The organism is Rhodopseudomonas palustris BisB18, from assembly GCF_000013745.1.
In the GTDB taxonomy this organism is placed as follows: Bacteria; Pseudomonadota; Alphaproteobacteria; order Rhizobiales; family Xanthobacteraceae; genus Rhodopseudomonas_A; species Rhodopseudomonas_A palustris_F.
In genome coordinates, this window is record NC_007925.1 from 5,135,659 (window position 1) to 5,155,864 (window position 20,206).

Consider the following 20,206-nt stretch of genomic DNA (forward strand, 5'->3'; position numbering starts at 1 on the left):
AGCCTCCTGCAGCGAATAGGACCTTGCCATGGCGCTCGATGACTTCACCCTCGCCGACGTTTACCGCCGCAATGCCGCGCTGTTCCCTGAGCGCACCGCCTTCCTGCACGAGGGCCAGCGCGTCAGCCATCTCGACTATCTCCGGCGGGTCGAGCGGCTGGCCGCCGGGCTGGCCGGCGAAGGCGTCGCGCCGGGTGACCGCGTCGCCGTCCTGGCGCAGAACGCGCTGGACGTGATCGAACTGATCGGCGCGGTGGCATGGCTTGGCGCCACCCTGCTGCCGGTCAATTTCCGGCTCGGGGCTGAGGAGATCGGCTATGTGCTGGCGGATGGCGCGCCGGTGGTGCTGATCGTCGGCCGCGACTATCAGGAACTCGCCGCATCGCTGATGCCGTCGCTGCCCTCGGTGCGGCGCTGGTTCGGCCTCGGCGACGCCGCCCCGCCGTTCTCGCCGTTCGCCGAACTTCGCCACCCCGCGGGCCCGGCGCCCGAGCGTGACGTCGATGCCGACGCCGGCTTCGTCATCATCCACACCGCCGCGGTCGGCGGCCGGCCACGCGGCGCGGTTTTGTCGCAGCGCAATCTGCTGATCGCGCAGAGTTCGCTGATCCAGGCCTGGGACCTGGGCGAGCGCGACGTCAATCTCGGCGTGTTGCCGCTGTTCCACATCACCGGCCTCGGCCTGGTGCTGACGGCGCAACAGGTCGGCGGCGCGAGCGTCCTCGCCGCCAAGTTCGATCCGGCGCAGGCCGTCCGCGACATCGCCGCCGAACAGGTGACCCTGCTGGCGAGTTTCGCGCCGATGCTGGCCAATATCCTGGATCACGCCGGCGGCGATCAGCTCGCCAGCCTGCGCGCGGTCACCGGGCTCGACAGCCCGGAAACCATTGAACGCTTCGAGGCCGCCTGCCCTCACGCGCGGTTCTGGTCGACCTTCGGGCAATCCGAAACCGCGGGGCTCGCGACTTTGTCGCGCTATCGCGAACGGCCGAAATCGGCCGGCCGGCCGCTGTTCTGGCGCCGCATGACGGTGGTCGACGCCGACGACCGGCCGCTGCCCTGCGGCGAGACCGGCGAGATCGTGCTGCGCGGCCCGACCGTGTTCAAAGGCTACTGGAACAACGAGGCCGCCACCGCGCACGTCTTGCGCAACGGCTGGCATCACACCGGCGACATCGGCCGGTTCGATGCGGATGGTTATCTGTGGTACGCCGGCCGCGCGCCGGAGAAGGAACTGATCAAGACCGGCGGCGAGAACGTCTATCCGGCCGAGGTCGAGAGCGCGATCCGCGCCCATCCGGGGATCGCCGAGGTGGTGGTGATCGGGGTGCCGGATCCGCAATGGAGCGAGGCGATCAAGGCGGTCTGCGTCCGCCGCGCCGGCGCCGCTCCCTCAGCCGCGGAGATCGCCGATTTCGTCGCCGGGCAAATCGCCCGGTTCAAGAAGCCGAAACACGTGGTGTTCGTGAACAGCCTGCCGAAAACCGCGACCGGCGCGATCGACCGCGCCGCGGTCAAGACCGCGCATGGCGAGGGGTAGCTCGCTCGTCGTGAGCTTGGTCGCCCTGGGCTTCGTGTCCCGGACGCGAGCAGCGTTCTTACGCTGCTCCGCGAGCCGGGACCGTTCCAAGCGCTGCCGTCGGAACGGCCCCGGATCTGCAGCGCACCACGCCGCAACAGCGGCGCGTTGCACCGCGTCCGGGGCACGCTTCGGTTACAAGACTACGTCATTCCGGGGCGCGAGTTCGTCAGAACGAGCGAACCCGGAATCTCGCGGCAAGTTCGGCACTTGCCCGCGTGGCGAGATTCCAGGTTCACTCGCGGCTCACGCCGCTCGTGCCCCGGAATGACAGTGAGAGAGAGCAGCGACCGCATCGACCCACCGAAGCCGCTTAGTTCACCCGCTCGCGGATCGCGGCTTCCAGCGATTCCGCCAGTTGCTCCTGGGTGTAGGGCTTGCCGAGCCGCGGGAAACCGAGCAGCGCGTCCGGCGGCAATTCGGCATAGCCGGTGGCCAGCACGATCGGGAGCTTCGGCTTGACGATCTTCACCCTGGTCGCCAGGTCGAGCCCGGTCATGCCCGGCATCGCGTAGTCGGTGAGCAGCACGTCGAACCGGGCGTCGGAACCGAGCAGCTGCAGCGCCTGGGCGCCGGACTGCGCCTCCATCACGCTGTGGCCGAGATCCATCAACAGATAGGCGGTGTTCATCCGCACCAATGGGTCGTCGTCGACCAGCAGGATGCGCAATTGTTGGCTGGCGGCATCGCGGGCCAGCGGCGCCAGCGCGGTCGCCGGATGAATCATGTCCTCGCGCCGCGCCCGCGGCAGCCACAGGTTCACCACCGTGCCGTCGCCGAGTTCGCTGCTCATCGTCATCGCGCCGCCGGACTGCGCGGTCAGGCCTTGCACCATCGATAGCCCGAGCCCGGTGCCCTTGCCCAATCCCTTGGTGGTGAAGAACGGCTCCATCGCCTTGGCCAGCGTGGTCTGATCCATCCCCTCGCCGGTATCGGCAACGCTGATGCAGACGTAGTCGCCGTCCGGCAGTCCCTTCGGCCGTTCGCTGGAGGCGGCGCCGTCGTTGCGGCAGGTGATCACCAGCGCGCCGCCGGACGGCATCGCGTCGCGGGCGTTCACCGCCAGATTCATCAACGCCAGTTCGAGCTGGTTGGCGTCGATCTTGACCGGCTCGACGTCGGGGGGGATGTCGATGCTGATGTTGATGTTCGGTCCCAGCGATTGGCGCAGGAAGTCCATCATGTCGGGGATCAGCTTCTGGATTTCCACCGCTTCGAGCTTCAGCTCCTGGCGCCGCGCGAACGCCAATAGCCGCTTGGTCAGCGTGGCGCCGCGTTCGGCGCCCTGCAGCGCGCCGTCGAGCAGCCGCGAGGTGCGCGGATCGTCCGGCAGCCATTTCTTCAGCAGCGACAGGCTACCGAGGATCACCGCCAGCAGATTGTTGAAATCGTGCGCGACGCCGCCGGTGAGCTGGCCGATGGTCTCCATCTTCTGCGCTTCGTGCAGCTGGTTCAGCGCCAATTCGCGCTCGCGGGTGCGTTCCTGCACCAGCGCCTCGAGCTCTTCGTTGCTGCGGCGGAGCGACTCGCGAGCCTCGACGTGGTCGGTGATGTCGGTCGCGGTGCCGAACCAACGGCTGATGCTGCCGTCCGGCGTCAGCACCGGGATCGAGCGCAGCTTGAACCAGCGGTGGCTGCCGTCCTTGCGGCAAAGCCTGGCGTCGACGTCGAATACCCCGCCATCGGCCAGCGCCGCGGCCCAGGATTCGGTGAACGCGGCGCTGTCGTCCTTGTGGATGGCCTTGAGCCAGCCGGAGCCCAGATGCTCGCCGAAAGGCGCGCCGGTGTAGGCTTGCCATTGCGGATTGAAGTAATCGCATTCGCCGTGCTGGTCGCAGGTCCACACCAGCTGCGGCAACGCCTCCAGCAGCGCGCGGTGGCGGCCTTCGCTGTCGCGCAAGGCGGCTTCCGCGGTGGTGCGTTCGGTGACGTCGCGCCAGATCGTGGTGATGAAAACCCGCTCGTCGGCCTTCCAGCGACCGAGCGACACCTCGAACTGGCACAACTCGCCGTACTTGCGGCGGCCGTTGACCTGCAGCGTGCAGGAGTTCGAATGCTGCAGGTCGACGAAGGCCTGCACCAGCCCATCATCATCGTGCTCCAGCAGCATATCGAGCTTGTGGTCCAACAGCTCGGAGAGTTCGTAGCCGAACACTTGTTCGGCCGCGCCGTTGGCCCATTGGATGGTGCGGTCGAGCCCGATGGTGATGATCGCATCCGGCGCGGAATCGACGATGGCGTGGTAGCGCGCGTTCTGCCGCTCGCGCAGCACCCGCTCGCGGGCCACCGGAACGCTGACATCGTTGATCTGCAACATGCAACGCGGCGCGCCGTTCGACCACACCGGTCGCACCACGATGTTGTGCAGCAGTTCTTCGCCGCTCTCGTTCTGCAACGGCAGCAACTTGTTGAGCGAATGGGTGAGAATGCTGGAGCTACCGGTCTGCAGGCAATCCGCGATCACCGAGGGCAGCCGGGTGCCGCCGAGATTGGGAAACAGCGCGATCAGGTTGCTTCCGAGCGCATCGGACCGCGGCAGCTTGCTGACCCGGGCGATCCAATCGTTCCAACCGACGATGCCGCTGCGCTCGTCCAGCACGATAACGCCGACGTCAAGGGCATCGACCACAGCCGCGACGTCGAATTCGGAGTTGCCTTCTGACATTGTTACGCGGTTTGGTTCTCGACGCCCTCTATGAACTCACCGACGATGTGCTTCAGCGCGGTAATCGACGGCAGATCCATTAGTAGCGCGATGAAGCCGCGAATGTCGCGATTTTTGATGGTGAAGTCGATATAAAGGAACAGCACTAGGTTGCCATCGTCGGCCGAGCCGTCAACCTCGAACAGCGTCTTGCCGTCGCCACGGATCACTGACGGTAACGACATCCGCATGGTGCGCCGTAACAGGTTGGCGATGGTCGCCAGACAGGCATTGAGGATCACATTTCCGGTTTCGGCGAGCGCTTCCTGCTCGAGGTCGATCACGTCCTCCAGGCTATGCTCATGACCGACGATCGAGCGCACCAGTTCCAGGCTCTGCGCCTGGGGAAAGATCAGTAGCGCTTTACCGGCGAACGGTCCGTCGAACGACTGCTTCACCGCCACCAACTGCTGGGCGTTGTCACCTTCGACCAGCTGGGCGGCAATGTCCCGCGCGACGATGCGGACCGCCGGCACTGACAGCAGCACCTGTTCGCCAACCATCTGGCGGAGACTCGCGGCGGCACGGCTGACACCGAGATTGGCGATCTCCGCGAGCGCGTCTTGTTCGATGTCGGTAAGTTCGCCGCGTTCGATGCTCATTTCGCCTTCGTTTTCAGTCGCAGCGCTGCCCCCGCGAGAAACGCATCGAGCGTCTCGTCGGTCAGGGGTTTAGCGATAAAGGCAGCATTAAGTTCCCGCGTTCGCGCAATAATTTCGTCTTGCGCATTGGCCGACACCACCGCGGCGGGCATCCCCGGCTGCGCCACGCGGATCCGGGCCAGCAATTCCAGCCCGTCGGTTCCGGGCATGTTGAAGTCCACCAGCACGATGTCGGGTGCCGCGTCGGACAGCGCCTGCAGCGCCGCCTCGGCATTGCCCGCCTCGACGAGGTCCCAGTCCGGCCGCAACCTGCGGAAGGCGCTCGCCATCACCATTCGGGCGAGCTTGCTGTCGTCTACGATCAGAACCTTGTGTTGCATGTCGCTCGATCTCGCGCGGCGCGCGGCCGCATTCTGGTTCCCGGGCCCGCCTGAGTGACCTCCCACGGAAACCTTGGGTTCGAAATAGCACGGTTTTCGGCCTTTTCACAAAGCCTTGTGGAACCACCGGGCCACGAAGGGATCGCCGCAGGTCCCGACCAAGTCGGGCCCGGTGGCCAGGATGAGTTGCAGGACGGCGGAGTGCAGATGGCTGGACTGCGTCCAATCGAGCGCAGCCTGGGGGGTTTCCTGCAGCAGCCGCAGCAGCGCTTCGGCTTCGTCCACGGGGCAAGCCCCGGACAGCACGATGGTTCCTGCCGCGTTGCGCACCACGCTCACGGCACGATCTCCTGCAGATCCAGCACCAGCAACACCCCGCCATCGCCCAGCAGCGTGGTTCCGGCAAAGCCCCGCGCCGTGGCCAGCACGCCCTGCATCGGCTTCAGCACCACCTCCAGCCGGTCGCGGATGGCGTCGACGGCGAGCCCGGCGAGCTTGCCGCCGACCTCGGCGACAACCACCAGCCGGTCGCCGGACGCGGCCTGCGGCTTGGCCGGCAGATGCATCAGCTCGGCCAATTCGCAGATCGGCACCACATGGTCGTCGAGGACGAAGCCGTCATTGGCCTTGAACCGGGTGATCCGCTCCGGCGGCAATTGCACCGTCCGGCACACCGCATCCATCGGAATGCCGAACTGCTGGTTGCCGGCCTCCACCACCATGATCCGCAGCATCGCGATCGAGGACGGCAGATCGAGCCGCACCGTGGTGCCGGCCCCGACCCGGCTTTGCAGCGACACCCGGCCGCCGATCGGCGCGATGGTCGAGCGCACGATATCCATCCCGACGCCGCGGCCGGAAATGTCGGAGACCGCCGACGCGGTGGAGAACCCGGCGGCAAACACCAGGTCGATCACCTGGGCTTCCGTCAGGGCGGCCAATTCGGCGGCGCCGAGCAACGCCTTGTCGGCGGCGCGGCGGCGCACCATCGCGGGGTCGATGCCGCGGCCGTCGTCGATCACCTCGACGACGAAGCGGTCGCTGGATCGCGACGCCCGCAGCGTCAGCGTCGCGGCCTGCGGTTTGCCGGAGGCCACGCGCTGCTCCGGCGCCTCGATGCCGTGGTCGAGCGCGTTGCGCACCAGATGCAGCATCGGCTCGAACAACAGGTCGACGATGGTCTTGTCGGATTCGGTGGTCTCGCCTTCGGTCATCAGCGTCACCGACTTGCCGAGCCGTTGCGCCAGATCGCGCACCAGCCGCGGAAACGCGCGAAACAATTGCGCCACCGGCACCATGCGCAATTGCAGAATGGCAGAGCGCAGCTCGGCGTCGAGCCGCTCGAACGCCTCGACCTGGTGGCGCAGCAGCCGCGCGGTCTCGGTGCCGCTCGCGGTCGCGGCGCGCTTGGCGAGATGCGCAAAGCCATTCTTCACCAAGGTGAGTTCGCCGGCGAGATTGACCAGCGCGTCGATCCGCGCCTCGTCGATCCGCAGCGTGCGGCTGCCGCGGCCGCCGGCGGCGCTCTCGCCGACCGGCTCGGGCTGAGACGCAGCGGCCGCCGCGGGCGCCGTATCGGCGGCGAGAAACCGGGCGAGGCAGCGCTGCAGCGGCGCGGCGTCGGCTTGCGCGGCGGCCTCCGCCGCGGCCGCTTCAACCTGCGCGGCGGCGTCGCCCAAGCCGTCATGGCGCAGCGCATTGGCGGCGACCCGCGACGCCGCCCCGATCCGGCCGACCAGATCGGCGGCCTCGGCGGGCGCAGCCAGCACGCGGGCTTGTTCCTCGATCATGCCGCGCACCAGATCGGAGACCCGGGTGGCGCCTTGGCTCGGCGCCGCCGGCACCAGCATCTGCGGCGAAAGCGCGACAATCCGCACCTGATCCGGCTGCAGCCGAAACAGCGCCGCCAGCGTCGCGCGGTCGACCGCCGCGACCGCTTGCAGCCGCAGGTTGCAGGCATACGGATCGATTTCGGCGAGCGCCGGCCACGGCTCGCGCGGCATGATTCGCAACGCCAACAGCTGCGGGATCTTGCGCATCAGCCCGAGCGGATCGTCGCCATTGAAGAAGCAGCCGGGATGCGGCTGGTAGTCCACCGCCGACAATGTCGCGATCGGCGCGTCGGGCAAATCGGCGCGGGCATCGTCGAGCAGCCCCGCCACCCAGTCCGGCAGCGCGCTCGCTGACACGCCCGCCGCCGCCGCGCCGCTCGGCGCCAGCAGCGAACGCAACGCTTCCGCCAGCAGCCGCGCCGCCTCGCCGGCGTCGTCGGGCAGCGCGCCCTCGGCCTCGAACGCATCGACCCAGCGCGACACCTGGTCGAGGCACTGCAGCGCGCCGTCGATGATCGCCGGCGTGACGCCGAGCCGGCCGGCCTGCACCTCGGCCAACAGATCCTCGGCGGCGTGCATCGCCAATCCCATCGCCGGCAGATCGACCAGGCCGGCGGCGCCCTTCAAGGTGTGGAAGGCACGAAACACCGCTTCGATCCGCGGCGCCGAGCCGCCGTCGCGCTCCAGCGCGATCAGGTCGTCGCCGGCCTGCTGCACCAGTTCGCGGGCCTCGAGGACGAATTGCTCGTGCAGCGCATTCATCACGGCGCTCCGGCGAGCAACGCGACGTGGCTGAGCAGATCGGCTTCCGAGACCGGCTTGACCAGATAGAAATTGGCGCCGGCGGCGCGGGCGTCGTCGCGGTCCTGCTGGCCGGCTTCGGTGGAAATCATCAGCGCCGGCAGCGAGGCGATTTCGGCGGCCGAGCCGCGCAGCGCGCGCAGGAACGACAGCCCGTCCATCCGCGGCATGTTGACGTCGACGATCACCAGGTCGAAGCGCTGCGCCAGGCACTTCTCCATCGCCTCGAGGCCGTTGATCGCCTGTTCGACCGCGAAGCCGGCCTTCTCCAGCGCGGCGCGGTAATACAGCCGCACCAGCGAGGAGTCGTCGACCACCAGGATCCGTCGCAGCGCCGACACGTCGCTCTCAACGTTGCTCGTCATGATCGGCCTCGGGCTTTTGATAGATGATGGCGTCGGGAAACCGGCGGATCCGGAACAGCGGCGAGATCCGGCTCATGGTTTCGGAATGCCCGAGACAGATGAAGCCGCCGGGGCGCAGGCAGTCGTAGAGATTTTCAGCGGCGATGCGCCGCGAGGCGTCGTCGAAATAGATCAGCACGTTGCGGCAGAACACGATGTCGAAATCGCGATACTGCGCCATGTCGGCGGCGTCGACCAGGTTGGCGCGGGTGAAGCGGATCGACTCCCGCAAGCCGGGATCGATCTGGTGCTGGCCGGCAGCGAGCGGCTTGAAGTAGCGCGCCACCACGTCGCGGGAAAGCCGCATCAAGGCGCGCTCGCCATAGATGCCCTGTTCGGCCTGCTGCAGCGCGCGGGTGTCGATGTCGGAGCCGACGATCTCGATGTTGTACTTGTCGACCTCGCGCCAATGCTCCATCAGCCAGATCGCGATCGAATACGGCTCCTCGCCGGTCGAACACGGCACCGACCAGATCCGCAAGGCCTCGTCCGGGCCCTTCCGGGTCAGCAATTCGCCGAGCAGGCTCTGCGTCATGCAGCGCAGCTGATGCTCTTCGCGATCGAAATAGGTCTCGTTGACGGTGAAGGAATTCACCAGATGCTCGATCTCGTGCTCGGCGTCGGCGCGCAGCATCGCGAAGTAAGCCGCGAACGATCCGCAGCCGGTGGCGGCGATCCGCTGCGCCAGCCTGCGGTCGATGTAGTAGCGCTTGTTGTCGGCGAACGACATGCCGGTGCGGCGATAGAGGAATTCGCACAGCCGGCGGACGTCCTGCTGGCTGATCGCAACGCTCGGTTCGCCGTCCGCTCGAGTCATGGCCGGCTCAACCCTCGGCGCCGGAAATCTGATCGATCGCCACCGACGCCGCGAAGCGCAGGAACGCGACGTCGGCGAACCGGGCGGCGCAGGCCTGCAGCGCCGGGATCGCCGCCGGCGTGCCGACTTCGGCCAGCACGTCGATCGCGGCGCCGCAGACGTTGGGATGCGGCTCGCGCGCCAACAGATCGCTCAGCAGCGCGGTGGCGGTCTCGGCCGGCATGTTGCGAACCAGTTCGGTGGCCAGAATGCGCACGTCGGAATCGGCGTCGGCGAGCAGCGCCGTCATGAACGGCAAGGTCGCCTCCGGCATCGCCTGCAGCGCCTCGATCGCCGACGCCCGCAAGGCGGCGTCCTGCACCCGCAGCGCCGGCAGCAGCGCCGCCACCGCGCCGGCGTCGCCGATCCGCAGCAACGCCGTCATGATGGCTTCGCGGACCTGCGGCACCTGCTCGGCGGCGAACGCCGCCGCCAGCTGCGGCACCGCGCCGGGGTCGCTGCCGAGCCCGCGCGCCGCCTGCCAGCGGCGATCCGGATCGGGATCGCCGAGCGCTGCGGTCAACGCCGCGAGATCCGCGGCGGGCTGGCGCGCCGCGGCCGGCTTGGGATCGTCGCGTCTAATCAGCGGCATCGGCGTTCCCCCATTCGATCACCGCGGCGGCGATCTCCTCTACCGGCAGCACCAGCGTGGCGCCGCCCTGCCTGACCAATTCGCCGGGCATGCCCCAGACCACCGCGGTGGACTCCGCCTCGGCGATGGTGCGTCCGCCCAGCGCCTGCAGCCGGGTCATCGCGGTGGCGCCGTCGTCGCCCATTCCGGTCATCAGCACCCCCAGCAATCTCTTACCGTCATAATGCTCGAGCGCGCTATCGACCATCCGCTCGACGCTCGGATGCCACGGATAGTCGCGGCGCGCCGGCACCGACAGCGCGATCAGCCCGGACGGCCGCGGCGCCACGATGACGTCGGCGTCGCCGCGGCCGATATACACCGTCCCCGGCTCCAGCTGCCGCGGCACGTCGACCTCGACCACGTTCAACGCGCATTCGCGGTCGAGCCGCTTGGCGAAGGCGCCGGTGAAGGTCGCCGGCAGGTGCTGGGCGATCAACACCGGCCAGGGGAAATCCGCCGGCAGCTGCGGCAACAAAATATTGAGCGCCGCCGGCCCGCCGGTCGAGGTTCCGATCAGCACCAGGCCGGGCGCCGGCTCCGCTTTGGCGCGCTGCCGCGCCGCGCCGCGCCGCGCCGCCTTGGCCCGCGGGCTCGACGCGGCGTCGCGGAACTGATGCCGGATCCGGTCGGCAAGCCGGTGGGTCGGGCGGATCTTGGCCTGCGCGGCGCTGCGGATCGTCGCCACCAGCAGCGGCCGCAGCCGGTCGAGTTCCAGCGAGAACGTGCCGCCGGGCTTGGCGATGACGTCGACCGCGCCGAGCGCCATCGCCGACAGCGTGGCGTCGGCGTTCTGCTCGGTGAGCGAGGAGATCATCACCACCGGGCGCGGCGCTTCGAGCATGATCCGACCGAGGCAGGTCAGCCCGTCCATGCCGGGCATCTGCACGTCGAGCGTCACCACATGCGGATCGAAGGCGCGCACCATGTCGAGCGCCTCGAGGCCGGTGCGCGCGGTGCGGATCTCGAAATCGCCTTCCTCCAGGAAGACGCCTTCGAGCAGTTTGCGCACCAAAGCGGAATCGTCGGCGATCAGCAGCCTGATCACGATGCCGGCAACGCTGCGTCGGGCCTGCTGCGAGCGAATTTGGCCAGCACGTCGGCCTCGACCCGATCCAGCAATTGCGCGGGATCGATCAACAGGATGATGCGGCCGTCCGCCTCGAGATTGGCGACGCGGTGGATCAGCCGGGCCTGGTCGGCGGAGACCTCCGGCGCGGCGCTGATGGCGTGCGCCGGCAGTCTGATGAGTTCCGACACGCTGTCGACAAGGAAGCCGGTCTTGCCGCCGCCGCTGTCGAGCACCAAGACGCGCTGCGCGGTCTTGGCCTGGTTCGCCGCCAGTTCGAACCGCCGCCGCAGATCGACGATCGGCATCACCCGGCCGCGCAGATTCATCACCCCGTCGATGAAGGCCGGCGCCTTCGGCAGCCGCGTCACCCGCTCGGGCGCCCGCGCGACCTCGTCGATCGCCGCCACCGGCACGCCGTAATCCTGCTCGCCCAGCCTGAAGACAATGAACTGTTCGTCGGCCACCGCATCCCCGCCGGCTTGATGCCCCGCCACACTGCCCTGCTCCTGCTGTTGCGACAACACCCGACTGACCAGTTCGGAGCGGAACAGGCGGTCGGCGCTGAGCAGCCCGACCAGCCGCCGGCCATGGTCGAGCCGGCAGATCGCGGCGATCTCGGCGTCGCCCTCGCCGCGGGTCAACAGCGCCGGCGCCGGGTCGATCAGCGCCGGATCGACCCGCAGGATGTCGCGGGTGCGATCCACCACGACGCCGACCGCGCCCTGCCCGAGCGACAGCACGATCACCTTGGCGCGGCCGTCGCGAACGAGATCGTCGGGAAATCCGAGCAATGTGCGCAGCGACACCAGAGGCAGCAGCCGGTCGCGCAGCGTCACCACGCCGAGCACCGCGGTTTCCGGGCGCGGCACTTCGGAGACATGCGGCGGCAGCGCGATGATTTCCAGCACCCGCTCGAGCGGCAGCGCGTATTCCTGCGCGCCGAGATCGAAGCTGAGCAGCGCCAGGCGGTGCTGAGCCGCTTCGTTGCGCCCCGCCGCGCCGGCGATCACCGCGACCCCGGCGGCCGCGCGCGGACCGGCGCTACTCAGCCGGGCGAACTGATCGCGCAACAGCCGATCGGGATGCACGACTTTGATGGTGTCGCGGCCTTCGCCGCCCTTGATCACGCCCTCCAGCAGCCCGGGATCGAGCTGCCCGGCGCCGGCATCGTCCTGCGCGATCGCGTCGTCGGCCACCCGCAGCAGCCGATCGATGCGGTCGACCAACAACCCGAACGGCGCGGCGCGATCGATCACGATGACGCGCGCGGTGTCGCCGGCGGATGCGTCCGGCCAGCCGAGCAACCGGCGCAACGACAGCACCGGCAGCACCGTGCCGCGCAGATTGGCGAGGCCGAGCAGGCTCGGCGGCGCCATCGGCATCTTTGCCAGCTTCGGCGGGCGGATAATCTCGGCGACCTGCTCGAGCCGCAGCCCGAGCCGTTCCGCGGCGACGCCGAACACCACCACATGCGACGCGCTCGGCGCTCGCGCGGCATCGCCGGCCGGAGCGGCCGCCGGCGCGGCGCTGCTGCTGGTGGCGGCGGCGTGCTGCGCGCGCTTAGCCATGCTGGCGCTGGATGTCTTCGGCGAGCGAAGCGATTTCCTCGATCGCCGCCGCCAGATCCTCGGCGCCGCGGGCCTGTTGCTTGGCGGCCGACGCCGCCTGCGCCGCGGCGCTGCCCGCCTGTTCGGCGACGCTGGCGACCTGCTGGGCGCCGCGCGAAGCCTCCTGCATCGACGACAGGATGGCCTCGGCATTGGCGACGATCTGCCGCGTGCTGGCGGCGACCTCGGTCATGTCGGTCTCCACCACGCCGATGCCGGCCAGCACCGCGGCGGTCTTCTGGTTTTCCGCTTCGGCGGCGGCGACGATCTGCTCCAGTTCGGCCCGCACCGCCTTGATCTGATCCTGGATCGCCTGCACCGTATCCTTGATGCGGCCGGCATTGTCGCCGGAATCCCGCGCCAGGTTGCGGATGTCCTGCGATACCACGGCGAAGCCGCGGCCGAATTCGCCGGCGCGCGCTGCTTCGATCGAACCGTTGACCGCCAGCATGTTGGTCTGGATCGACACCATGCCGATGCCGTCGACGATCTTGTCGACGCGGCGGCTCACGCTCTCCAGCCCGCCGATCATCTCGCGGCTCTTGCGGGTGGTCTGCAGCGAGCGCGCCACCCCGTTCGACAGCTCGCCGATCGTGGTGCGGATTTCGCCCAGCATGTCGCGCATCCGCAGCGTGCGCTCCAGCGAGTTCGCGGCCTGGGCCTTGGCGGCCAGCGCCGTGGCCTCGATCTGGGTCATCGCCGCGCTCGCCTCTTGGGTCGCTGCGGCCTGCTGCTGGGCGCCGCGGCTGATCTCGTCGAGCGCAATCATGATCTGCGCCGCGGCGCCGGAGATTTCCTGCACCGCGGTAGACAGTTCTTCCGCCGAGGAGGCGAGTTCGGCCGCCTTGCCGGTGCCCGACAGCGCCTCGCTGGCAAGCGCCGCCACCGCCTGGGTGGCGACGTGGCTTTGCTCCAGCGCGGCGGTCTGCTGTTCGACGCTACGCAGCGCTTCGGCGGCGGCCGCCGCCTGTTCTTCGGCCGCGGAGGCGATGATCTCGGCGCCCTTCTGCGCCTCGCGCGACGAGGTCTCGGCCTGCGCCGCCGCGGCGGCGATCGACTGGCTGCTGTCGGCCAGCGTGCCGACCTCCTTGCGCAGGTCGCCGAGCGCCAGGATCACGGTCTGGCTGCGTTGCGCTTCGGCGGCGGCGCCGTCGGCGGCGCCCTTGATCATGCTGGCGATCAGCTTGACCTGCTCGTGGATCTGGCCGGCAAGCTCCTGCACGTCGAGCGCGCTCTTCTCCGAGGTTTCGGCCAGCGCCCGCACCTCGTCGGCGACCACCGCGAAGCCGCGGCCATGGTCGCCGGCCCGCGCCGCCTCGATCGCGGCGTTGAGCGCCAATAGGTTGGTCTGGTCGGAGACGTGGCCGACGGTCTTGGTGACGTCGCCGATGCTGACCGCCTGCTCGCTGAGCTGCTCGATCACCGCCACCGAGCCGGCCTGCCGCTCGCCATTATGCTTGATATTGCCGGCCCACAGCGCGATCTGGCTGGATGCATCGCTGAGCACGCTCTGCAGCCGCTCGGTGCCGCGGCGGGTGGTGTCGGCCCGCTCGCGGGCCTGCTGCAGCGCCGCGGTGGCGGAATTCGCTACCGCCAAGGTCTCCTGCGAGGCGCTGGCCGCCTCCTCGGCGCCGCTGGCGATCTGCTCCATGGCGCGGCGCAATTCCTCCGCCGCCGAGGTGGCCTCGACGATGCCCCCGGCGAGCTCCTCGCTGGCGGCCGCGATGCGCTCCTCGATCTTCTGCTTACGGCTGGCGGTGTCGGCGGGCGCCGGCTTGCGTCCACCCGGCCGCGCGGCGGGGGTCTTGGCAGAGACGACGTCGGCCACTTGCGACGCCGCGCCGCGCCGCGGCGCGCCCTTGGTGGCGAGATCGGCGGTTTTCATCAGCGATTTCGGCCCCGGCGACGGCACCGGCCGGGCGGACGGCTGCGTCGCAGGGTCACCGGCAGCGGCCAGGCTCCCCGCGCCGACCGGCGTCCTGGCCCGCCCCCGCCCCGTCACATCCCCGACATGACCCCGACGCTTGCTGCCATTGCCGTTCTTCCGCATCGACACGTACCCATCGAGTAAACCACGGCCGAGGGCCGCGGTGGCCTTGCTGACAGGCCGAAACTTCGTCGGCAGAGAAGACACAATAAAGAATTGACGTGCAAGGGTGCGCGGACACAAAGACATGGACGACCGCAGTAATAATCGCTCTGATAGCGGTCGCGGCGCTGCCTCGGATGCGGGGCTCGGTCACTGCCGGGGCGCCGCCACGGCCAGATCAGAAAGACCACGACTCAGAAGACCACGACTCGGAAAGATCCACGACTCGGAAAGATCACGTCGATGGCGAGCGACGACTTCAATCCGCTGACCGACCTCGAGCGCGATGCGCTCGCCGAACTGTCCAACATCGCCATGGCCCGCGCCGCCTCCAGTCTGCGGCAGATGGTGCAGCATCAGGTGCTGCTGTCGGTGCCGGCGGTGGAGGTGCTGACCCAGGCGGCCGCGGCCAAAATCGTCGCCATGCCGGAGCGCGCCAGCCTGGTCGCGGTGCGGCAGGATTTCAGCGGCGCGTTTTCCGGCCGTGCGCTGCTGATCTTTTCCGAGGCCAACAGCCTCGAACTGGTTCGCGCGGTGGTCGGACCGAAGATGACGCTGGAAGACATCGTCGATCTCGAGGACGAAGCGCTCGCCGAGACCGGCAACATCATCCTCAACAGTTGGGTGGCGACGATCGCCAACATATTGAAACGCGCGCTGCGGATGTCGCTGCCGGTGGTGGTGCGCGGCGACGGCCGACAGATGTTCGACAGTCCCGGCCGACCGGATAGCCTGATCCTGTTCCTCCACATCAATTTCGAGATCAGCCACAAGCCGATCAGCGGCTATGTCGCGCTGGTGATGGACATCCCGTCGTTCGGCGAGTTGCGCGTGCTGATCGGCGATTTCGTTAGCAACATCGCCCAGAGCGCCGGCGCCAATGAACGACGTCGGTGAGGTTAATTTTTTGTAACCCGCACTGTCACACACAGGTGATGGCGGCAGCGCTTCAATTGCAGTGCAACAACGGCTAGAACCGACCGTGTCATCCGTGGCGTGCACCGCGGGCTGGCTGTTGCCAAGACCATGGCAGGCGGCGATCCGTTGGCTGCTGCAATCGGCTGCTCTCGAATCGTTGCCGGAGGAAACCCTATTCCATGATCGCGTTGGTTCGCATTGCGTTGAGCCGACCGTACACGTTCGTGGTGCTGGCCCTGCTGCTGTTGATCGTCGGGCCGCTCGCCGCGCTGCGAACTCCGACCGACATCTTCCCGGAAATCCGCATTCCGGTGATCGGGGTGATCTGGCAATATACTGGCCTGCCGGCGGACCAGATGTCCGGCCGCATCACCACGCCGTTCCAGCGCGCGCTGACCACCACGGTCAACGACATCGAGCACATCGCGGCGAATTCCTATGCTGGCTTCGGCATCGTCAAGATCTTCTTCCAGCCCAATGTCGACATCCGCACTGCCAACGCCCAGGTCACAGCGATCTCGCAGACCCTGTTGAAGCAGATGCCGGCAGGCGCCACGCCGCCGTTGATCCTGAACTACTCGGCCTCCACCGTGCCGATCATCCAGCTGGCGCTGTCCGGCGACGGGCTGACCGAGCAGAACCTCGCCGACATCGGCATCAACCAGTTGCGCACCCCGCTGGTGACGGTGCCGGGCGCGGCGATCCCCTATCCGTTCGGCGGCAAGCAGCGCCAGGTGCAGATCGACCTCAACTCGCAGGCTTTGCAGGCCCGCGGTCTGTCCGGGCAGGACGTCGCCAACGCGCTGGCGGCGCAGAACCTGATCACCCCGGTCGGCACCCAGAAAATCGGCGGCTTCGAATACACCATCAACCTCAACAACTCGCCGTTGAAGATGGAAGAGCTCGGCGACCTGCCGATCAAGACCGTGAACGGCGCGATGGTCTATGTCCGCGACGTCGCCCAGGTCCGCGATGGCAACCCGCCGCAGACCAACATCGTCCATGTCGACGGCAACCGCTCGGTGCTGATGATGGTGCTGAAGGCCGGCGCGGTGTCGACGCTGGATATCATCTCCGGCATCAAGCAGAAGGTGATCGACGTCAAGGCGTCGCTGCCCGACGCCTTGAAGATCAACTTCATCGGCGACCAGTCGGTGTTCGTGCGCGGCGCCATCACCGGCGTCGCCTATGAGGGCATCATCGCAGCATTGCTGACCAGCGTGATGATCCTGTTGTTCCTCGGCAGCTGGCGTTCCACCGTGATCATCGCGGTGTCGATCCCGCTGTCGGTGCTCGGCGCCATCGTGATGCTGTCGCTGATCGGCGAAACCCTGAACATCATGACGCTGGGCGGCTTGGCGCTCGCGGTCGGCATCCTGGTCGACGACGCCACCGTGACGATCGAGAACATCAACTGGCATCTGGAGCAGGGCAAGGACGTCGAGACCGCGATCATGGACGGCGCCAACCAGATCGTGACGCCGGCCTTCGTGTCGCTGCTGTGCATCTGCATCGTGTTCGTGCCGATGTTCTTCCTGCAGGGCATCGCCCGCTTCCTGTTCGTGCCGATGGCCGAGGCGGTGATGTTCGCGATGGCCTGGTCGTTCCTGTTGTCGCGCACGCTGGTGCCGACGATGGCGAAATATCTGCTGCATCCGCACGAAGAGCATTCGCCGGCCGGCAAGCGCCGCTCGCGCAATCCTTTGGTCGCGTTCCAGCACGGCTTCGAGGCGGTGTTCGCGCGGATCCGCTGGGGCTACAGCGAATTGCTGACGCTGGCGATGGCGCGGCGGCCAGTGTTTGTGATCGGCTTCCTCTGCTTCGTCGGGATTTCCTTCGCGCTGGTGCCGTATCTCGGCCGCAACTTCTTCCCGGCGGTCGACGCCGGCCAGATCCTGCTGCACGCCCGCACCCAGGTCGGCACCAGGATCGAGGAGAGCGCCAATCAGTTCGCCGAGGTGCAGAAGGCGATCCGCAAGATCATCCCGCCGCAAGAAATCGAGACCGTGGCCGACAATATCGGCATGCCGATCTCCGGCATCAATCTGACCTACAACAACACCGGGGTGATCGGCACCCAGGACGCCGACATCCAGATCAAGCTGAAGGAAGGCCACCGGCCAACCGAACACTACGTGCAGGCGCTGCGCGAGCAGTTGCCGCGGCTGTTTCCCGGCGTCAGCTTCGCGTTTCTGCCGGCCGACATCGTCAGCCAGATCCTGAATTTCGGCGCGCCGGCGCCGATCGACCTGCAGATCCGCGGCGCCAATCTGGCGGAGAACTTCACCTACGCCAACCGGCTGCTCGCCAAGGTCCGCCGCATCCCCGGCGTCGCCGATGCGCGGATCCAGCAATCGCCGAACAGCCCGGCCTTCAACATCGACGTCGACCGCACCCGCGCGCAATATGTCGGCGTCACCGCGCGCGACGTCACCAACAGCCTGGTGGTGAATCTGGCGGGATCCTCGCAGGTGGCGCCGACCTATTATCTCAACCCCGACAACGGCGTGTCGTATTCGGTCGTGATGCAGACGCCGCAATATCAGATGGATTCGCTGGGCGCGCTGCAGACCCTGCCGATCACCGCGGTGAATTCCACGTCGCAGGCGATCCTCGGCGGCATTGCCGACATCACCCGCGGCGCCGGCAACGCCGTGGTCTCGCAATACGACATCCAGTCGATGGTGCAGATTTTCGCCACGCCGCAAGGCCGCGACCTCGGCGCGGTGGCGGCCGACATCCGCAAACTGATCGACGAGACCGCCAAGGAGGTGCCGAAGGGCTCTTCGGTGGTGCTGCTCGGCCAGGTGCAGACCATGAACAGCGCCTTCGCCGGGCTGCTGTTCGGGCTACTCGCCGCGATCGTGCTGATCTATCTGTTGATCGTGGTCAACTTCCAGTCCTGGGCCGATCCGTTCGTGATCATCGCCGCCCTGCCGGCGGCGCTCGCCGGCATCGTCTGGATGCTGTTCACCACCAAGACCACCATGTCGGTGCCGGCGTTGACCGGCGCCATCATGTGCATGGGCGTCGCCACCGCCAACAGCGTGCTGGTGATCTCGTTCGCGCGCGAACGCTACGCCGTGCTCGGCGATCCGATCAAGGCGGCGCTGGAAGCCGGCTTCGTGCGCTTCCGCCCGGTGATCATGACCGCGCTGGCGATGATCATCGGCATGGCGCCGATGGCGCTGGGTCTCGGCGAAGGCGGCGAGCAGAACGCGCCGCTCGGCCGCGCCGTGATCGGCGGACTGATCTTCGCCACCATCGCCACGCTGATGTTCGTCCCGGTGCTGTTCAGCATGGTCCACAACAAACAACCCGCCACCGCGCCGCAGTCCTCGCCGGAGATGTCGCATGTCCATTGAGCCCGAGCCGCGCGAGCCGGAGCTGATCGCGCCCGAGCCGGACGCGCCGCCGCCGCGGGTGTCGCGCCGCAAGCTCGGCCTCGCCGGGCTGCTCGGGGTGAGCGTCGCCGCGGTGATCGTGGTCACCGGGATCATGGCGCGCGACAAGAGCAACGCCGAGTTGCGCGATTGGACCGACGCCCAGGCGATCCCCAGCGTCGCGGTGGCGTTGCCGGACGCCAAGCTGCTCACCGCCACGCTCGATTTGCCCGGCCGGCTGGAGGCGTATTCGCGCGCCCCGATCTTCGCCCGGGTTTCGGGCTATCTGAAAAGCTGGAGCGCCGATATCGGCGCCAAAGTGAAGGCCGGCCAGGTGATCGCCGAGATCGAGGCGCCGGATCTCGATCAGCAATTGCTGCAGGCCCGCGCCGATCTCGCCAGCCAGCAAGCTTCCGCGCGGCTCTCCGAAGCCACCTTGAACCGCCGCAAGACGCTGGTGGCGTCGAACTTCGTCTCGGCGCAGGAAATCGACGAGCGCACCGCCGACCTCGCCAACAAGAAGGCGGCGGTGAATTCCGGCCAGGCCAATGTCGAACGGCTGGAGGCGTTGGCCGGCTACAAGAACATCACCGTGCCGTTCGACGGCGTGATCACCGAGCGCAACACCGACGTCGGCGCGCTGATCTCCGGCGGCGCCGGCACTGGCCCCGCGATGTTCGTGGTGTCCGACATCACCAAGCTCAGGGTCTATGTCAACGTACCGCAGAGCTACGTGCCGGCGATCAAGATCGGCGCCAAGGCCGAGCTGACGCTGCCGGACTATCCCAACCGCGCCTTCACCGCGACGCTGGAAGCCTCTTCGCAGGCCGTCGATGTCGGCTCCGGCACCACGCGGATGCAATTGGCGCTGGACAATTCCCGCGGCGAGTTGATGCCGGGCGGCTATGCCAATGTGCGGCTCAACCTGTCGCACGACGGCGCGCCGCTGCACATTCCGGCGAGCGCCCTGGTGTTCGGCCGCAACGGCCTGCGGGTCGCCACCGTCGGCCCCGACGACCGGGTACTGTTCAAGAAAGTGGCGATCGCCCGCGATCTCGGCCGCGACATCGAGATCGCCTCGGGGCTGGCTTCTGAGGATCGCATCATCACCGCGCCGCCGGACGGCATCAACGACGGCGACCCGGTGCGCGTGGTGTCCGGGCCAAAGTCAGCCAAGCCCGCCACCGCCTCGGAGAAGCAGGACTCCAAGGGGTGAGGCGATGCGGCTTGCTACTTGGGGCGTGAGCCGCTGCTCGGCTTTTGGCCTCTATTTGCCAATTTAATCCAACGTCCGCTCCACAATCACCGTCATCCTGAGGAACCCGGCGTAGCCCGCAGGGCGAAGCCG

Annotated in this window: 15 protein-coding genes; 4 read left to right on the top strand and 11 right to left on the bottom strand. The window is 67.9% G+C overall.

Annotated features, from left to right (window positions below; translation table 11 throughout):
- Nucleotides 1-28: 28 nt before the first annotated feature.
- Entirely contained in the window at nt 29-1,540 is a 1,512-nt protein-coding gene (locus RPC_RS23070; RefSeq protein ID WP_011475002.1) for an AMP-binding protein, read from the top strand.
- Between the two features lie 352 nt (nt 1,541-1,892).
- Here RPC_RS23070 and RPC_RS23075 read toward each other — a convergent pair whose 3' ends face one another.
- From RPC_RS23075 to RPC_RS23125, 11 genes are all read right to left on the bottom strand, one after another.
- A complete protein-coding gene (locus RPC_RS23075; RefSeq protein ID WP_011475003.1) occupies nt 1,893-4,244 on the bottom strand; it encodes a PAS domain S-box protein in 2,352 nt (783 codons plus the stop codon).
- 2 nt (nt 4,245-4,246) lie between these two features.
- Nucleotides 4,247-4,885: a chemotaxis protein CheX gene (locus RPC_RS23080; RefSeq protein WP_011475004.1), complete on the bottom strand. Its 639-nt coding sequence runs from the start codon at nt 4,883-4,885 to the stop codon at nt 4,247-4,249.
- Nucleotides 4,882-5,265 (bottom strand): response regulator transcription factor, encoded by a 384-nt coding sequence (locus RPC_RS23085; RefSeq protein ID WP_041802220.1) that lies wholly within the window; start codon nt 5,263-5,265, stop codon nt 4,882-4,884. Before RPC_RS23085 ends, RPC_RS23080 begins: the two co-directional genes overlap by 4 nt.
- 105 nt (nt 5,266-5,370) lie before the next feature.
- Nucleotides 5,371-5,604 (bottom strand): hypothetical protein, encoded by a 234-nt coding sequence (locus RPC_RS23090; protein ID WP_011475006.1) that lies wholly within the window; start codon nt 5,602-5,604, stop codon nt 5,371-5,373.
- Nucleotides 5,601-7,859, bottom strand: a complete 2,259-nt coding sequence (locus tag RPC_RS23095) for a chemotaxis protein CheA (protein ID WP_011475007.1) — start codon at nt 7,857-7,859, stop codon at nt 5,601-5,603. The genes RPC_RS23090 and RPC_RS23095 overlap by 4 nt, the downstream gene beginning before the upstream one ends.
- Nucleotides 7,859-8,263 (bottom strand): response regulator, encoded by a 405-nt coding sequence (locus RPC_RS23100; protein WP_011475008.1) that lies wholly within the window; start codon nt 8,261-8,263, stop codon nt 7,859-7,861. The genes RPC_RS23095 and RPC_RS23100 overlap by 1 nt, the downstream gene beginning before the upstream one ends.
- Nucleotides 8,247-9,119, bottom strand: coding sequence for a CheR family methyltransferase (locus RPC_RS23105; protein ID WP_011475009.1), 873 nt, complete (start codon nt 9,117-9,119; stop codon nt 8,247-8,249). The genes RPC_RS23100 and RPC_RS23105 overlap by 17 nt, the downstream gene beginning before the upstream one ends.
- A gap of 7 nt (nt 9,120-9,126) precedes the next feature.
- On the bottom strand, nt 9,127-9,750 hold the full coding sequence (locus tag RPC_RS23110; protein WP_011475010.1) for a HEAT repeat domain-containing protein: 624 nt from the start codon (nt 9,748-9,750) through the stop codon (nt 9,127-9,129).
- A complete protein-coding gene (gene cheB / locus RPC_RS23115) occupies nt 9,737-10,837 on the bottom strand; it encodes a chemotaxis-specific protein-glutamate methyltransferase CheB (protein ID WP_011475011.1) in 1,101 nt (366 codons plus the stop codon). Before cheB ends, RPC_RS23110 begins: the two co-directional genes overlap by 14 nt.
- Nucleotides 10,834-12,429, bottom strand: coding sequence for a chemotaxis protein CheW (locus RPC_RS23120; RefSeq protein WP_011475012.1), 1,596 nt, complete (start codon nt 12,427-12,429; stop codon nt 10,834-10,836). Before RPC_RS23120 ends, cheB begins: the two co-directional genes overlap by 4 nt.
- On the bottom strand, nt 12,422-14,353 hold the full coding sequence (locus RPC_RS23125) for a methyl-accepting chemotaxis protein (protein WP_415914764.1): 1,932 nt from the start codon (nt 14,351-14,353) through the stop codon (nt 12,422-12,424). The genes RPC_RS23120 and RPC_RS23125 overlap by 8 nt, the downstream gene beginning before the upstream one ends.
- Nucleotides 14,354-14,800: 447 nt before the next feature.
- Between RPC_RS23125 and RPC_RS23130 the strand changes: the two genes are divergently transcribed.
- The 3 genes from RPC_RS23130 to RPC_RS23140 all read left to right on the top strand — a co-directional run bounded on the left by RPC_RS23130 (nt 14,801) and on the right by RPC_RS23140 (nt 20,074).
- Nucleotides 14,801-15,454 carry a chemotaxis protein CheC gene (locus RPC_RS23130; protein WP_011475014.1) on the top strand — a complete coding sequence of 218 codons (654 nt, stop codon included), beginning with the start codon at nt 14,801-14,803 and terminating at the stop codon, nt 15,452-15,454.
- Nucleotides 15,455-15,654: 200 nt separating this feature from the next.
- Nucleotides 15,655-18,840, top strand: coding sequence for an efflux RND transporter permease subunit (locus RPC_RS23135; protein ID WP_011475015.1), 3,186 nt, complete (start codon nt 15,655-15,657; stop codon nt 18,838-18,840).
- Entirely contained in the window at nt 18,830-20,074 is a 1,245-nt protein-coding gene (locus tag RPC_RS23140; RefSeq protein ID WP_011475016.1) for an efflux RND transporter periplasmic adaptor subunit, read from the top strand. Before RPC_RS23135 ends, RPC_RS23140 begins: the two co-directional genes overlap by 11 nt.
- Nucleotides 20,075-20,206 lie beyond the last annotated feature (132 nt).

Excerpts from the sequence above, each read along its gene's own strand:
- RPC_RS23070 (WP_011475002.1), top strand. The coding sequence starts at position 29 with ATGGCGCTCGATGACTTCACCCTCGCCGACGTTTACCGCCGCAATGCC.
- RPC_RS23075 (WP_011475003.1), bottom strand. The coding sequence starts at position 4,244 with ATGTCAGAAGGCAACTCCGAATTCGACGTCGCGGCTGTGGTCGATGCC.
- RPC_RS23080 (WP_011475004.1), bottom strand. The coding sequence starts at position 4,885 with ATGAGCATCGAACGCGGCGAACTTACCGACATCGAACAAGACGCGCTC.
- RPC_RS23085 (WP_041802220.1), bottom strand. The coding sequence starts at position 5,265 with ATGCAACACAAGGTTCTGATCGTAGACGACAGCAAGCTCGCCCGAATG.
- RPC_RS23095 (WP_011475007.1), bottom strand. The coding sequence starts at position 7,859 with ATGAATGCGCTGCACGAGCAATTCGTCCTCGAGGCCCGCGAACTGGTG.
- RPC_RS23100 (WP_011475008.1), bottom strand. The coding sequence starts at position 8,263 with ATGACGAGCAACGTTGAGAGCGACGTGTCGGCGCTGCGACGGATCCTG.
- RPC_RS23105 (WP_011475009.1), bottom strand. The coding sequence starts at position 9,119 with ATGACTCGAGCGGACGGCGAACCGAGCGTTGCGATCAGCCAGCAGGAC.
- RPC_RS23110 (WP_011475010.1), bottom strand. The coding sequence starts at position 9,750 with ATGCCGCTGATTAGACGCGACGATCCCAAGCCGGCCGCGGCGCGCCAG.
- RPC_RS23120 (WP_011475012.1), bottom strand. The coding sequence starts at position 12,429 with ATGGCTAAGCGCGCGCAGCACGCCGCCGCCACCAGCAGCAGCGCCGCG.
- RPC_RS23125 (WP_415914764.1), bottom strand. The coding sequence starts at position 14,353 with ATGAAAACCGCCGATCTCGCCACCAAGGGCGCGCCGCGGCGCGGCGCG.
- RPC_RS23130 (WP_011475014.1), top strand. The coding sequence starts at position 14,801 with ATGGCGAGCGACGACTTCAATCCGCTGACCGACCTCGAGCGCGATGCG.
- RPC_RS23135 (WP_011475015.1), top strand. The coding sequence starts at position 15,655 with ATGATCGCGTTGGTTCGCATTGCGTTGAGCCGACCGTACACGTTCGTG.
- RPC_RS23140 (WP_011475016.1), top strand. The coding sequence starts at position 18,830 with ATGTCCATTGAGCCCGAGCCGCGCGAGCCGGAGCTGATCGCGCCCGAG.